Genomic DNA, 15,255 nt, shown 5'->3' on the forward strand with positions numbered 1-15,255 from the left:
GACCACAGGTGCCCTTGCTGCTGCGGGCGGAACAGTTGATGCAGAGGCGTCCGTTGGCGCAGCCGTGGGAGGTCCAGGTTGGATCTTCCGCAGTCGGTGCAGGCAGGCCGGACCACGGCCGTGTGTCCCATGGTGTGCAGGACCTTGGCGAGGCGGACGATGACAGGGCGGGCAGTGGGCTTCGCCAGAGATCAGGGCCGTGGGGTGGTCGGCGAGGTGCTGGTCGAGGTCGCGGAGCGGGATGCCCCGGGCGGCCCGTGCCTCGGAGACAGCGTGAACGGCCTCCGCCCGGTCGAGGCCGGGCAGTGAGGCGGTGACGGCGGTGATCACGCGGTCCAGAGCGGCCTGTCGCCGTTCGGCTCGCTGTCGGTCGCGGGCCTTGGTCATAGTCCCTCGGGCCGGCGGATCGTGGTCCGGCGGACGGTCGGCAGCGACCGGACCGGTGCTTCGTCTGCGGTCTTGCGGATCTCCTCGTTAACGACCCGGACCTCGATGAGGTCGCCGGGCTGGCAACCGAGGATGTCGCAGAGCGCCGCGAGGGTGTCCATCGACAGCCGCTGCGGGGGCTGGGTGACCAGACGGAAGACCTGTTCGCGGGAGAGCGTGATGCCCCGTTCGGCGAGCGGCCCGACCAGGTCCGTGGTCTGGAACATCTGCCTGGTGGCCATGATCTGCCGCAGGTGCCAGTGGTAGCCCATCTTCTTGATCACGTCTCGTCGTCCTCCCAGAGATCGCCGTGGCGTTCCTTCAACACCCGCTGCAGCAGCCGGTTGCGGTACTCGTCCGAGACGCCGGTGTAGATCGCGGTGGTGCTGGCGTAGGCGTGGCCAACCTGGTCCTGGACGAACCGCTCGGGGTAGCCGAACTCGACGAGATGCGTGACGTAGCTGTGGCGGAGCCCGTGCAAGTCGAGTTCTTCGGGCAGGCCCGCGGCTTTGCGGGCGGTCTCGAAGACTTCGTCCAAGCGGCGGGCGGACATCCGACCGCGGCGTTCGGTGATCCAGAGTGAGGGGTGCTTTCCCGGGGAGAAGGCCGGGCGGACCTCCTCCAGGTACTGGTCGAGGAGGTCGACGCCCCAGTCCAGTTCAGGGACGGTCAAGACGGTGCGACGCTTGGGAGGGCCTCCCTTGGAGGACTTTCCGTAGCGCACGAACAGGCCGCCAAACCGGCCGCACTGCGGCATCTTCGGATTCCGCCGTAGGTCAGACAGGCCCAGCCCGCAGGCTTCCTGACGACGGAGCCCGTAGGCGTAGACGGTTTTGAGGAGGATCGCGTCCCGAAGGGCAGCAAGTGAACCCTTGCGACGCCGGGACCGGATCTCGGCGACCCGTGCGTCAGCCGCGTCGAGAAGGGCCTGGACCTCGTCGTAGGTCAGCGGGCGCCGACCGGCGTCGCCCTCGTACTCGCTGCTGTGGGTGACCGTGTTCCACTCGTGCAGGTTCTGCACGGGCGCCTGGCCGAAGCGTTCCAGGCAGCGCACGGGCCAGCCGTAGCGAGCGTCGGTGGCGTACTCGCAGAACATCCGGAGCGCGTTCTGGTAGTTCCGCCCGGTGGACACGGCGAACTTCCTGCGCCGCGACCTTAGGTGGTCGATGAACGCCTCGACCTCGGCAGGCTCCCACTGCCAGGGGTACTGATTGGTGAACTCCGCGAACCGCCGCACCACCGACAGTCGCGGCTTGATCGTCCCGTCCTCGTCCAGAAACCGGGTCCTTTGCTGCCGGGCCCAGCCGTCCAGCATCGCCTCGAAAACCGCAGGCTCCGGTTCCAGATGCACGACGCCGTCGGCCAGCACCAGGCGCGCGGCACCCGGCAGATCCACCCCTCGACTCACGATGCATTCAACGCAACATCGTTGAATTGGTTACGGCGGCGTGTCTGGCCAGCGGAATCGGGGCTAACCGCCCCGGGTGTAGGCCTGGGACGGCCAGTGTCACTTCTTCGCGCCCCGGAACGATCTCTTCTCGCGCCTTCGGCGCGACGCGTGTTCTCAGAACGCAGTCGTGGTGTACCAACTGCGGAAAGAGAGGGGCGCCGGCCCAGAGCTGACGCCCCTCCCTCGCAGAGATCACGCTTCAGGTTCAGCTACGTCGGGTGTTGCATCCGACGCAACGCCGCCCGGTGTCAGCTGCAGCCGCTGGTCGAGCCGCAGCCCTCGCAGATGTAGCAGGACCCGGCCCGCTGCATCTTCGTGCCGCAGGAGAAGCACAGCGGGGCGTCCGCCTGGATGCCCAGCTGCATCTCCACCAGCTCGGCGCTGGTGTGGGCCTGCTGCGGAGCAGGCTTGGCAGCCGAGGCCTCGGCCTTCGGCGTGGCGACGGCCTTCAGCTCCTGGGCGCGCGGCGCCGACTGGGCCAGGCCCTCGACATCGACCTCGTCCTCGGACGGCTCGTAGGAGCCGGTCTCCAGGTGGCGCTGACGCTCCTCGGCGGAGTGGATGCCGAGCGCGGAACGCGTCTCGAACGGCAGGAAGTCCAGCGCCAGACGGCGGAAGATGTAGTCGACGATCGACTGCGCCATCCGCACGTCCGGGTCGTCCGTCATGCCGGCCGGCTCGAAGCGCATGTTGGTGAACTTCGAGACGTACGTCTCCAGCGGCACGCCGTACTGGAGGCCGACGGAGACGGCGATGGAGAAGGCGTCCATCATGCCCGCGAGAGTCGAGCCCTGCTTGGACATCTTCAGGAAGACCTCGCCGAGACCGTCGTCCGGGTAGGAGTTGGCGGTCATGTAGCCCTCGGCGCCGCCGACCGTGAAGGACGTCGTGATGCCGGGACGGCCCTTGGGGAGGCGCTTGCGGACCGGGCGGTACTCGACGACCTTCTCGACCGTCTCACGGATGGTGGCCTCGGCCTTCTCCGTGATCTCGGCCTTCTCCTTCTCCTTGGTCTTGGCGGAGAGCGGCTGGCCGACCTTGCAGTTGTCGCGGTAGATGGCGAGCGCCTTGACGCCCAGCTTCCAGGCCTCGAAGTAGATCTCCTCGACCTCCTCGACGGTCGCCGACTCCGGCATGTTGACCGTCTTGGACAGGGCGCCGGAGATCCACGGCTGGATCGCGGCCATCATGCGGACGTGGCCCATCGCCGAGATGGAGCGCTCGCCCATGGCGCAGTCGAACACCTCGTAGTGCTCGTGCTTGAGGCCGGGGGCGTCGACGACATTGCCGTGCTCGGCGATGTGGGCGACGATCGCCTCGATCTGCTCCTCCTGGTAGCCCAGGCGGCGCAGGGCCTGCGGGACGGTGCCGTTGACGATCTGCATCGAGCCGCCGCCGACCAGCTTCTTGAACTTGACCAGCGCGAGGTCGGGCTCGAGACCGGTGGTGTCGCAGGACATCGCGAGACCGATGGTGCCGGTCGGGGCGATGACGGACGCCTGGGAGTTACGGAATCCGTTCTTCTCACCGAGGCGGATCACGTCCTGCCAGGCCTCCGTGGCGGCGGCCCAGATCGGCGTGTCCAGGTCGTCCATGCGGACGGCCGCGGTGTTGGCGTCGGCGTGCTGCTTCATGACACGCAGGTGCGGCTGGGCGTTGCGGGCGTAGCCGTCGTAGGCGCCGACGACCGCGGCGAGTTCGGCGGAACGCCTGTACGACGTGCCCGTCATCAGAGAGGTGATGGCGCCGGCGAGGGCGCGACCGCCGTCGGAGTCGTACGCGTGGCCGGTCGCCATCAGCAGGGCGCCGAGGTTGGCGTAGCCGATGCCGAGCTGGCGGAACGCGCGCGTGTTCTCACCGATCTTCTGCGTCGGGAAGTCCGCGAAGCAGATGGAGATGTCCATCGCGGTGATGACGAGCTCGACGACCTTCGCGAAGCGCTCGACGTCGAAGGACTGGTTGCCCTTGCCGTCGTCCTTCAGGAACTTCATCAGGTTCAGCGAGGCCAGGTTGCAGGACGTGTTGTCCAGGTGCATGTACTCGCTGCAGGGGTTCGAGCCGTTGATCCGGCCGGACTCCGGGCAGGTGTGCCAGTGGTTGATGGTGTCGTCGTACTGGATGCCGGGGTCGGCGCAGGCCCAGGCGGCCTCGGCCATCTTGCGGAACAGGGCCTTGGCGTCGACCTCTTCGATGACCTCGCCGGTCATGCGAGACGTCAGGCCGAACTTGCCACCGGCCTCGACAGCCTTCATGAACGTGTCGTTCACGCGGACCGAGTTGTTGGCGTTCTGGTACTGGACGGACGTGATGTCGTCGCCGCCCAGGTCCATGTCGAAGCCCGCGTCGCGCAGGGCGCGGATCTTCTCCTCTTCCTTGACCTTGGTCTCGATGAAGTCCTCGATGTCGGGGTGGTCGACGTCGAGGATGACCATCTTGGCGGCGCGACGCGTGGCGCCACCCGACTTGATCGTTCCTGCAGAGGCGTCTGCGCCGCGCATGAAGGAGACCGGACCGGAGGCGTTGCCACCGGAGGAGAGCAGCTCCTTGGAGGAACGGATCCGGGAGAGGTTCAGGCCGGCGCCGGAGCCGCCCTTGAAGATCATGCCCTCTTCCTTGTACCAGTCGAGGATCGACTCCATCGAGTCGTCGACGGACAGGATGAAGCAGGCGGAGACCTGCTGCGGCTGGGGCGTACCGACGTTGAACCACACGGGGCTGTTGAAGCTGAAGATCTGGTGCAGGAGGGCGTAGGCCAGCTCGTGCTCGAAGATCTCGGCGTCGGCGGGCGAGGCGAAGTACTTGTAGTCCTCGCCGGCCTTCCGATACGTCTTCACGATGCGGTCGATGAGCTGCTTGAGGCTCACCTCGCGCTGCGGGGTGCCGACGGCACCGCGGAAGTACTTGCTGGTGACGATGTTGACCGCGTTCACCGACCAGAAGTCGGGGAACTCGACGCCGCGCTGCTCGAAGTTCACAGAGCCGTCGCGCCAGTTGGTCATGACGACGTCACGGCGCTCCCAGGCCACCTCGTCGTACGGGTGTACGCCGGGGGTGGTGTGGATGCGCTCGATACGCAGTCCCTTGGTCGCCTTGGTGCCCTTGGCACGGGAACTCCGTGCCGGACCGCTCGCCGTCTCTGTCATGCCGCCTCCCTGTACGGGCTAAAACGCCCTGAAGTGCCCCGATGTTCCCCGTGGCACATGTTCTGTCTGGTGCTGCGGGCACCGTCCGATTGCCGCCCGCAGCAGGTCTTCTGTCGCCGCTCCTCGGCCGGATCCGAGGGTCCGAGGACCGGATCCGGCCCGCCCTCAGTCGGCGGCGTTGGCGGGCACGGGGACCTGTGCAGTCCCTCCGGGCCCGCGCTCGTCTTCCTGGCCCCCCGTGACTGCGTCGGCGTCGTCTTCGCGGTCGTCGTCCGCGGCGGGGCGTCCCGTCGCCTCCCTGAGTTCCGCGATCGCGGCCTCGAAGTCCTCGAGCGAGTCGAACGCCCGGTAGACGGACGCGAATCGCAGAAAGGCCACGAGGTCGAGCTCCTGCAACGGGCCGAGTATGGCCAGCCCCACGTCGTGGGTGGTCAGCTCGGCGCTTCCGGTGGCTCGCACCGCCTCCTCGACCCGTTGGCCGAGCTGGGCGAGCGCGTCCTCGGTGACCGGTCGTCCCTGGCATGCCTTGCGCACGCCGTTGATGACCTTGGTGCGACTGAACGGCTCGGTGACTCCGGACCGCTTGATCACCATCAGCGAGCATGTCTCCACCGTCGTGAAACGACGGGAGCAGTCAGGACACTGGCGGCGCCGGCGGATCGACGTACCGTCGTCGGTCGTACGGCTGTCGACGACGCGGCTGTCGGGGTGCCTGCAGAAGGGGCAGTGCATAACTCCCAACCCTCCTCACAGCAGACTCAATAGCCTCGCTGGACCTCATGGGCCCCTCGAAGCAGCCCCAAGCATAGGCGATCTCCGAGCGGTCGAAGACCGGGGGGACCACAACTTCTGGGCTGCTGCCGCAATCCAACCACTAGATGTGGGGATTGGCTCATACATCGACACGGTTCTCGCGTGTCGCACCAACCGTGCCAGGCGGCGTACGCCCACACCGTCGCGCCGCACGCTTTGGTGCACGGCCGTATCGCCCCGGCACATACGGAGATACCGTGAGCGCCGCACGAAGGGGACGTGGGACTCCCGCACAGATGGGGGTCGGTCCCGGGTTGATCCGATCTCGGATGGCAGACTGGGGCGACAACCCACGAGGTCGTCACCCCGGCGGTGAAGGGTACAACAATGAGCCCTTTTGCCCGTCGGACCGAGCGCCAGCCATACACCCGGACACACGATCACGTCAGGTGATTCGCGATTTTTCACTCGAACGTGTGTTTGGCGCAACCTTTCGAAAGCAACTACCGTTGTGCAGCAGGGAGACCATCGAGAGGGGCCGACGTGACCACCACCGCAGACAGTGCCACCATCACTGCCCAGGACCGCTCCCAGGGCCGACTCGAGCCGGTGCATGCGATGAACGAAGCCATGAATCCCGAGGGGCACAAGCGCTCCCTGCCGGGCCGACCTCCCGGCATCCGGGCCGACAGCTCAGGGCTTACCGATCGCCAGCGCCGTGTGATCGAGGTCATCAGGGATTCCGTGCAGCGGCGCGGCTACCCGCCGTCGATGCGGGAGATCGGCCAGGCGGTCGGCCTGTCCAGCACTTCCTCGGTGGCACACCAACTGATGGCACTGGAGCGCAAGGGCTTCCTCCGCCGTGACCCGCACCGTCCGCGTGCGTACGAGGTGCGCGGCTCCGACCAGGCCGCTTCCGTGGCGCCCACGGACACCACCGGCAAGCCCGCCGCGTCGTACGTTCCGCTGGTCGGCCGCATCGCCGCCGGTGGCCCCATCCTCGCGGAGGAGTCCGTCGAGGACGTCTTCCCGCTCCCCCGGCAGCTGGTCGGTGACGGCGAGCTGTTCGTCCTGAAGGTCGTCGGTGACTCCATGATCGAGGCCGCGATCTGCGACGGCGACTGGGTCACGGTCCGGCGCCAGCCGGTCGCCGAGAACGGCGACATCGTGGCCGCCATGCTCGACGGCGAGGCCACCGTCAAGCGCTTCAAGCGCGAGGACGGCCACGTCTGGCTTCTCCCGCACAACGCTGCGTACGAGCCGATTCCCGGTGACGACGCGACCATCCTGGGCAAGGTGGTCGCCGTGCTGCGGCGCGTCTGACCGCCGCGGCGGGCGAAGCGCCACGGCGTCGCCCTCTGACCGGGCCCCGGAACCCCTGCGCCGGTTCCGGGGCCCTGTGCTGTTCCCGGTGCCCTGCGCTGTTCCGGGGCTTGTGCGGCTTCAGATCGTCCGCGGTCCCGACCCCGACGTCAGTGGCTGCAAGATCGGGGGTTAGCCTGTCGCGGCGCGACAGGCTAACCCCCGATCACTGTTCCGCTTCCGACTTCTGCGCCGCCGCGTCGATGGCGGCCAGCGACTTCCGGACCTGGTTACGGTCCGTCGTGTACCAGAAGTCAGGCAGTGAAGCCTTCAGATAGCTCCCGTACCGCGCCGTGGCCAGCCGCTGGTCCAGTACGGCGACCACGCCACGGTCCCCTGATGCCCGCACGAGGCGGCCGGCGCCCTGCGCCATGAGCAGCGCGGCATGCGTGGCAGCGACCGCCATGAAGCCGTTGCCACCGGCGTCCTCCACCGCCTTCTGGCGAGCGCTCATCAGAGGGTCGTCGGGGCGCGGGAACGGGATCTTGTCCATGACGACCAGCTGACAGCTCGGGCCGGGGACATCGACGCCCTGCCAGAGGGACAGCGTGCCGAAGAGGCAGGTCTTCGGATCGGCAGCGAAGTTCTTGATCAGTTCGCCGAGCGTCTCCTCGCCCTGGAGGAGGATCGGGTACTCGGGGATACGGGCGCGAAGCTCCTCGGCGGCCAACTGAGCGGCTCGCATCGAGGAGAACAAGCCGAGCGTACGGCCGCCTGCCGCCTGGATGAGCTCAGTCAGCTCGTCGAGCATGTCGGCCCGGTCGCCGTCCCGCGCAGGGCGCGACAGGTGCTTGGCGACGTACAGAATGCCCTGCTTGCGGTACTCGAAGGGTGAGCCGACATCCACTCCCTTCCACTGTGGAAGGTCATCACCCTCGGTGCCCTCGGGGGCGAGTCCCAGAGACGCGCCCACGCCGTTGAAGTCGCCGCCGAGCTTCAGGGTCGCGGAGGTCAGCACGACGGACCGATCCGCGAAGAGCTTCTCCCGCAACAAGCCCGACACGGACATGGGGGCCACGCGCAGGGAAGCCCCGAAACGGTCGTGACGCTCGTACCAGACGACATCCCACTCGGAGCCGTTCGTGATGCGCTCCGCCACGTCGTGCACGGACTCCACCGAGGCAAGCGCCTGCTTGCGGACGGCGTCCTCGTCCTGCACCGACTTGTCGCGAGTCGCCCCGATCCCGGAGATCACGGTACGGCAGGCGTCACGCAGCGCCATGAGCGCGTAGCCGAGGTCTTCCGGGATCTCCTCCAGGCGGCCCGGCAGCGCAAGCTCCATCAGCCGTTCGAACCCCTCCGCGGCGGTCTGGAGCTGATCGGCGGCCTTCTCGTTGACCAGCTTCGCGGCGCGGCGCACCGCGCGGTTTACCTGGCCCGGCGTGAGTTCGCCGGTGGCGACCCCGGTGACCCGGGAGACCAGCTCGTGCGCCTCGTCGACGATCAGGACCTCGTGCTGCGGGAGGACGGGGGCGCCCTCGATGGCGTCGATGGCGAGCAGGGCGTGGTTGGTGACGACGACCTCCGAGAGCTTGGCGCGCTCGCGGGCCATCTCGGCGAAGCACTCGGCGCCGTACGCGCACTTGGAAGCACCCAGGCACTCACGCGACGACACCGACACCTGGGACCAGGCCCGGTCGGACACACCGGGCGTCAGGTCGTCCCGGTCACCCGTCTCCGTCTCGTCCGACCACTCGCGCAGCCGCAGCAGGTCCTGTCCCAGCTTGCTGGTGGGTGCGGCGGCCTCGAACTGGTCGAAGAGGCCCTCATCCTCGTCCTGCGGCACACCTTCGTGCAGGCGGTGCAGACACAGGTAGTTCGACCTGCCTTTGAGCATCGCGAACTCGGGGCGGCGGCGCAGCAGCGGGTGCAGTGCCTCGACGGTGCGCGGCAGATCGCGCTCCACGAGTTGGCGCTGGAGCGCCAGGGTGGCCGTCGCCACGACGACGCGCTCCCCCTGAGCGAGCGCGGGCACGAGGTAGCCCAGCGACTTTCCGGTGCCGGTGCCGGCCTGGACCAGCAGATGGGACCCGCCGTCGATGGCCTCCGCGACGGATTCGGCCATGGTCACCTGGCCGGGGCGCTCCGTACCGCCGACGGCAGTGACGGCAGCATGCAGGAGTTCAGGGAGTGAGGGCTTTGTCATAGCGCGACCACCCTACGGCCCGGCACTGACAAGGGGGTGCCCACGGTGGGGACGAGCGGCGGGATCAAGACCTGGGATTCCTCGGGTGGGGATCGGATCGGTTCGGGTGGGTGCGGGATCGGGTCGGGTGGGACTGGGACTGGTTCGGTCGGGGTCGACGGCTGAACGTCTGTGATGTGGGCGGGCCGGACAAGAGATCGGCTCTGCCTGAAACCGGTTCGTCGGGAGTGGGAACCGGATTGCCGCGAGCGGTGTACCAAGAGTGATGACGCTGCGACGTGGCGTCACAGCATGTGGCGCAGACTTCGGTCTCTGACCATGAGGGCGGCCCGTTTGGTGGGCAGGTCGACCTCGGCGGAGAACCGGAAGCCGGCGCTGAGGAAGGCGGCGACGGAAGGGGTGTTGCGAATGTCGGGTTCGGCGACGATGCGGGCACAGGCGGGACGCTTGTCGAAGGTGAGGTCGGCGACTGCTCGCAAGAGGGCTCCACCAAGTCCTCGGCCACGGTCACCGACGGCTCCGATGAGGAGATGGACACCGGTGTCATGGGGCCGAGCCGGATAGTGCCGGGCCAGCGGATCGAGGTCCGCTCGGTAGATCTCCCAGTAGCTCATCGGCGTGCCTTCCAACAAGCCCAGGCACGGGACGCTGCGTCCGTCACCGGCGAGATGGGTTCGCAGGTGTTCCTCGGTCGCGTTCTGGGACCCGGCGAGTCCCCAGAACGCCGCGACGGCGGGATCGTTCATCCAACGGTCGATGATCGGAAGGTCCCGGTCGACCCGCACGGGGACCATGTGCAGCACTCCTGCGGGCGTGCTGATCGGCCCCCAGTCGCCAATGTGGTCGAGCAGATCTTCGGCGACGGACAGGTCGGAGGTTGGCGCTGGTGCGGCTGGAGGATCGGGCATGCGCCCGCCTGGGACATCGAGTACGGGCTCGGACTCCGGCACGGGCCTGGCTACGGGATCAGGCACGGGTGCGGCCGCCGCCCCCGCTGCAGAGCCTCCGCCCAGGCTCCCTGCCACGCCGCCACCCGTGTCCTCCGCGAAGAGCGCGGTGATCTCGTCGGGCAGGGGCACGTCCAGCGTGTCCTCACCGTCCGCGCTCGCGTCGGCAGCGGGACCGCCACGACTCTCACGAGCCCCTGCGCTCGTGGCAGTACCGATGTCGGTGAAGGGGGCGGTATCGGCGTCGGTACTCGCGTCGGTGGGAGGCACGGCGACGCTCCTCTCAGGAGACGGGGTGGTTCATGTTCCTCAGGGATGAAGGAGGTTGGTGATAGCCGGAGGCGGTGTCGGGAGCACAGAAGTCGAGCGGCGGAGAGCGACGGAGGCGAGGGTTGGCGGCCGCCAGGAGGCAAGTACGGAATGGCGGGAGTCGACCGTGAGGGTCAGGTCAGGTGTGGAGGGGGTTCGCGATGGTGACGTAGACGGACTGCGTGTCGACCGGGCCGACGAGTTCGTCGAGGCCGTGCACACGGGTCAATAGATTCGCCTTGCACCGCAGGACCGGTGAGTCGAGCAGGTGTGCAGGCAGTGTTGTGCGCAAGCGGGCGGGCCCGGAGGCGACGTCGCCGAGGAAACGACGGAAGGCTGCGAGCAGCAGTCGCTCGTCGGCAAGACGCTGGGAACCGAACGCGCCGATGAGACCGAACACGTTGTTGATCGCGAGGTAGTACGCGAAGCGCTCGTCGGTGACCTCGTCCGAGACGAAGGTGTCGCTGCACTCGCCGATGCCGGGAAGCCGGGTGTCCAGTTCCGTGTGCCGGGACTCACGGAAGTAGTAGCCCTGGTTGTCGCGGTAACGGCCACCTGAGGGCCAGCCTTCGCCATCCAGCAGGAGCAGGGTGTTCTGCTGGTGTGCCTCCAGGGCGACCCCGACCTCGGAGTCCAGCCACAGCACCGGACGGACGACCTGTTCGAGATAGCGCAGGAACCACTCGGCAGCAACGGCCCCGCGAGGACGCGCTGTCCGGGCGGCGAGATGCGTGACCACCTCGGCCAGACGGGACCTGAGGAGTTCCTTGCCCGTCCGAGGTCTGCCGGAGGCAGTGCCGGGTTGTGCGTAGGGGCGTGGCGAAACGAGGCCGGCCACGCAGGACACGTCGTCGGAAGGCCTGAAGGGGTTGTGCCGGATCACCACGTCGAGGCCGGGGGCAGGAGCACCGTCCGGCCCGTCGACGGCGAGCCATGCCGGGTCGCGAACGATGTCGAACCTCGGGTGCGCGGCCCGCCACTGGGTCGATAGGCCGCTGCGCAGGAGGCGGTGCACCTCGACACCGCGATGCAGCTCCTTGCGGAGGTTCTCACGGCGGGAGTTGGTGATGTGCAGGCCCAGGGACAACTTGAGCATGGAGGGGGCGCCGGACATGTGGACGGTTCGGACGGAGGAGGTGGGGTGCCAGGAGGCGCCGTGGGCGCCGAGGTCCCGGAGCAGACGGGCCTCGACCAGGGCGGCGATGTCGGAGCGGTACAGGACCTCGCGGTACTGCCAAGGGTGCAGGGGGAGGGCCGCGAACCCGTCGGGCAGCGGCAGGTCAGGCCCGGCGAGTCGGGCTGTGAGGTGGGCGGCGGGGACAGCCCGGCCCCGTTCGGTCCAAGCAGAGTCAGCGGCCAGCAGGGAGGGAGCGACAGCCAACCAGTGCAGGGGGAAGGAGCCGTGCAACTCGGGCGAGTACCGCCGAGCTTCGGTGTCGGAGAGACCCTCGCGGCTCTTCGGCGTCGGGTGGAGCGGGTGTCCCAGCAGAAGCGCCTGCTCGGCCGCGAGGAAGCGGTCGGGGCAGTCGGCAGGGTCTTCCCGACGCTCGCTGATGAACGTGACGGTTCGCCGGACGGAGTCGGCGACACGGGCAACGAGGTCAGTGGCTGCAGAGGAGAGCGCGGGGAGGGGCGGGATCGTGGGCCTTGGAGAGGCGGAGGACTCGGAGGGCGGAGGCACGGTAGGGAGCGGAGACGCGACAGGGGTCAGGAGCGCGGCAGGAGTCGGAGACACGGCAGAGGTCGGAGACGCAGCCGCAGCCGCAGGCACGGAAGCAGCGGCGGAAGGTAGCACGGACGAGGAAGCGAGGGAGGTCCCGGCACACGATGCGGCGGCAGTCGAAGGTGCTGCGGTATCGGTGGTGGAGGCCGACAGGGGACCCTCGCCACCAGCAGGGGTGCCGTCGCCGGGCGTCTCCCTGAGGAGTAGTGCGGCCAGGGTGACCGCGTCGGTCGGCGTGGAGTGGGGCGGGCTGTCGGCCAGGTGCGGGAGACCGAAGCGGTGGTACCCCGTCGGGGACCAGTAGAGGACCGGGACCAGCAGGGCGGTGCCGGTGGCCGGCAAGGGGATTCGGAGGATCCCGTTCTCGGGTGCCGGGACGCTCGTCTCGCGCACCCAGCAGCGGAGCAGGTTCTCCACTGCGGCAGCCTGGGCTGCCATATGCGGGTCGGGATGCTCCAGGAGGTCGGCGGGGCCCTGGTACAGCGACTCCGCGTCCGGCGCACTTCGCTGCATGGGCGGCAGTGCCGACGGCTGGGAAGCGGCGGGGCCCTGAGCTGGCACAGGCGGCTCAGCGGCCTGCTGGGAGAGTCGTCGAGCGGACGCGCTCTGCGCGCGGGTATCGCTACCGCCGTCGGTCGCGTGGGTGGTGGTCAAGGCTGGTCCTCTTGAGGTGGTTCCTGCCGTGCGGCGACGGCCGCCGTGCTGGTGGTGAGGGTGAGCGGTGCCGTGAGGGGCCCGCGTTTCAGAAATGGGCTCGGAGGGAGGTGTGTCAGTTGGCGGTGATGTTTCGAACGGGCGCAAAGCGGCGATCGGGCTCCGGCCGATCGACTGAGGCCGAGGAGATGGCGGGATCCGCCGACGCGACGGCGCAGCTCGAGGTAGGTGGCGCGGCGCCCTCATCGGCTGCCGGGTCACACGGCACGATCGGCCCAGTCGGCCCGGCCCGTCCGATCCGTACGAGTGGTTCGGTCGCCGTGCTTTCGACGGCCCGGGTGCGGCTGGTAAGTCCCGTCGTGGCCGACGTGGTTTCGGGACACCGCGTCCACGGCGTCGGCCAGCCGGTCCAGTACTGCGTTGGCCTGCTCATCGGTGATGGTCAGGGGTGGAAGCAGCCGTACGACGCTGGAGTGGCGGCCGCCGAGTTCGACGATCAGGCCGCGTCGAAGGCACTCCCGTTGGATGGCGGCGGCGAGTTCAGGGGCAGCTGGGCGTGGGTGGCGATCCTGGTCCCGCATTGCCGCCAGCGCCCATGCTTCCTCACCACCGGGTGCCAGGTCCTCCGAGGGGCGGCCAGGTGTCCGGGCCGGGCTGGCACCCACGAGGCCGTTCGCCACGCCCCCTCCAGGCCAACCCAGATCATCGGAACCAGCAGGCAAAGCCTGGCCGGGACCACGTCCCTGCCCTCCCAGAGGAACCAAGGGACCCGACCCGCTGCCCGCCCCCTCGAGCGCCGCCATGTTCGCCGTCCGCGCCCCATCTGTTCGCGCCGACTCAGCTGGCTCCACCACCTCGACGCCGATCATCAGCCCCCTACCCCGCACATCGCCGATGCAGGTGAACTCGCCTGCGAGCGCCTGGAGTTGGCGCAGCATCTGCGAGCCCAGTTCGGCCGCCCGCTCGGCGAGCCGGTTCTCGCGGACGTAGGCGAGGGTCGCTGTGCCGGCGGCCATGGCGAGCTGGTTACCGCGGAACGTTCCGGCATGGGCGCCGGGTTGCCAGGCGTCGAGTTCGTCGCGGTAGACGATGACTGCCAGGGGCAGGCTGCCGCCGATGGCTTTGGAGAGGACCATGACGTCCGGGGTGACGCCGCTGTGCTCCACTGCCCAGAAGGCACCGGTGCGCCCGACCCCCGTCTGGACCTCGTCGGCGATCAGTGGGATGGAGCGGTCGGCGGTGATCTGCCGCATGCGCCGCAGCCAGCCGTCCGGCGCGGGGATCACGCCGCCCTCGCCTTGGACGGGTTCGAGGATCATCCCGGCGGGATGGGGCACTCCCGACTTGGGGTCTTCGAGAACGGACTCGGTCCAGCGGGCGGCGAGTTCGGCGCCTCGTTCGCCACCGACCCCGAAAGGGCAGCGGTAGTCCTGCGGGTAGGGCAGGCGCGCGACCCGTACGTCGAAGGCGCCTCCGGACGCTTCGAGCGCTCCGGCGGTCATCCCGTGATAGGCGCCGCTGAAGGCGAGGATTCCGTTGCGTCCGGTGGCGGCACGGACGAGCTTGAACGCGGCCTCCACCGCGTCAGTGCCGGCCGGGCCGCAGAACTGCACGCGAGCATGGTCGGCGAAGCCGGGCGGCAAGGTGTGGAACAGCTCGGTGATGAAGGCGTCCTTGACGGGGGTCGCCAGGTCCAGGACGTGCAGCGGTGCGCCCGAGTCCAGGACTTTGCGGATGGCCTCGAGGACCACGGGGTGGTTGTGTCCGAGTGCCAGGGTCCCGGCACCGGACAGACAGTCCAGGTAGCGGCGGCCGTCGGCCCCCTCGATGGTCAGTCCGCGCGCCCGCACCGGCACGATGGGCAGGGCACGCGCGTAGGTGCGTGCCGCCGATTCGCGCGCCGACTGCCGCCGCAGGATCCCCTCGTGCACCGGGTGCGTCCCCGTCGACTCGGATGTTTCCCCGCGCACAGATTCGGTCACTGCCATGGCTCCCTGTCCTCCCGCTGTCCAGGGGCGAGCAGGTCTCTCGTATCCTCGCCCGACCCGACATACGAAGCCCCGCGAGCGTCCACTCGAAACTCCGGGGAACTGGGCACTGGGGAACCGCACACGGACAGCAGGCCCCCCACCGCTACCAACCCCGGACCGTTCCCCGGGTTACGGGTTGCTTCAAGATCCTTGCCGTGACGGAACCGTTGCCGTTCCGTCGGAACACCCCCACAGCGAGCGCATAGTGTGTGGTGCCGTCCCAACGCGCCGTGACCCCGCCGGACCAGCGATGGATCCACGGGAATGCACGGCCGCGGCGCCAAGTACCGTCATCCCAGGGGGAGTCAGATC

The 15,255-nt window shown here is 68.7% G+C and carries 10 protein-coding genes; 2 read left to right on the plus strand and 8 right to left on the minus strand.

All coding sequences use genetic code 11. The features are described 5' to 3' along the window. The first annotated feature begins 159 nt into the window (after positions 1–159). A complete protein-coding gene (locus tag ACFZBP_RS39170; protein ID WP_391420752.1) occupies positions 160–309 on the plus strand; it encodes a hypothetical protein in 150 nt (49 codons plus the stop codon). A 74-nt stretch (positions 310–383) separates the two neighbouring features. Here ACFZBP_RS39170 and ACFZBP_RS39175 read toward each other — a convergent pair whose 3' ends face one another. The 4 genes from ACFZBP_RS39175 to nrdR all read right to left on the minus strand — a co-directional run bounded on the left by ACFZBP_RS39175 (position 384) and on the right by nrdR (position 5,751). After that, complete coding sequence (locus ACFZBP_RS39175) at positions 384–710, minus strand: helix-turn-helix transcriptional regulator (RefSeq protein WP_030184412.1); 327 nt, start codon at positions 708–710, stop codon at positions 384–386. Beyond that, positions 707–1,834, minus strand: coding sequence for a tyrosine-type recombinase/integrase (locus ACFZBP_RS39180; protein WP_391420753.1), 1,128 nt, complete (start codon positions 1,832–1,834; stop codon positions 707–709). The genes ACFZBP_RS39175 and ACFZBP_RS39180 overlap by 4 nt, the downstream gene beginning before the upstream one ends. A 290-nt stretch (positions 1,835–2,124) precedes the next feature. Further along, complete coding sequence (locus tag ACFZBP_RS39185) at positions 2,125–5,019, minus strand: vitamin B12-dependent ribonucleotide reductase (RefSeq protein ID WP_391420754.1); 2,895 nt, start codon at positions 5,017–5,019, stop codon at positions 2,125–2,127. 165 nt (positions 5,020–5,184) lie between these two features. Then, a complete protein-coding gene (gene nrdR / locus ACFZBP_RS39190; RefSeq protein WP_391420755.1) occupies positions 5,185–5,751 on the minus strand; it encodes a transcriptional regulator NrdR in 567 nt (188 codons plus the stop codon). Positions 5,752–6,315: 564 nt separating this feature from the next. Between nrdR and lexA the strand changes: the two genes are divergently transcribed. Beyond that, positions 6,316–7,095 carry a transcriptional repressor LexA gene (lexA, locus tag ACFZBP_RS39195; RefSeq protein ID WP_383457003.1) on the plus strand — a complete coding sequence of 260 codons (780 nt, stop codon included), beginning with the start codon at positions 6,316–6,318 and terminating at the stop codon, positions 7,093–7,095. Positions 7,096–7,300: 205 nt separating this feature from the next. Here the strand turns inward: lexA and ACFZBP_RS39200 are convergent, their stop codons facing one another. The 4 genes from ACFZBP_RS39200 to ACFZBP_RS39215 form a co-directional block, all read right to left on the minus strand. Then, a complete protein-coding gene (locus ACFZBP_RS39200) occupies positions 7,301–9,280 on the minus strand; it encodes a helicase C-terminal domain-containing protein (protein ID WP_391420756.1) in 1,980 nt (659 codons plus the stop codon). Positions 9,281–9,564: 284 nt separating this feature from the next. Then, positions 9,565–10,497 carry a GNAT family N-acetyltransferase gene (locus ACFZBP_RS39205; RefSeq protein WP_391420757.1) on the minus strand — a complete coding sequence of 311 codons (933 nt, stop codon included), beginning with the start codon at positions 10,495–10,497 and terminating at the stop codon, positions 9,565–9,567. Positions 10,498–10,675: 178 nt separating this feature from the next. Beyond that, on the minus strand, positions 10,676–12,772 hold the full coding sequence (locus tag ACFZBP_RS39210; protein ID WP_391420758.1) for an IucA/IucC family protein: 2,097 nt from the start codon (positions 12,770–12,772) through the stop codon (positions 10,676–10,678). A gap of 398 nt (positions 12,773–13,170) precedes the next feature. Continuing rightward, entirely contained in the window at positions 13,171–14,901 is a 1,731-nt protein-coding gene (locus tag ACFZBP_RS39215) for a diaminobutyrate--2-oxoglutarate transaminase family protein (protein WP_391420759.1), read from the minus strand. Positions 14,902–15,255: the final 354 nt, after the last annotated feature.

It is taken from the genome of Streptomyces sp. NPDC008086, assembly GCF_042957325.1.
Lineage (GTDB): Bacteria > Actinomycetota > Actinomycetes > Streptomycetales > Streptomycetaceae > Streptomyces.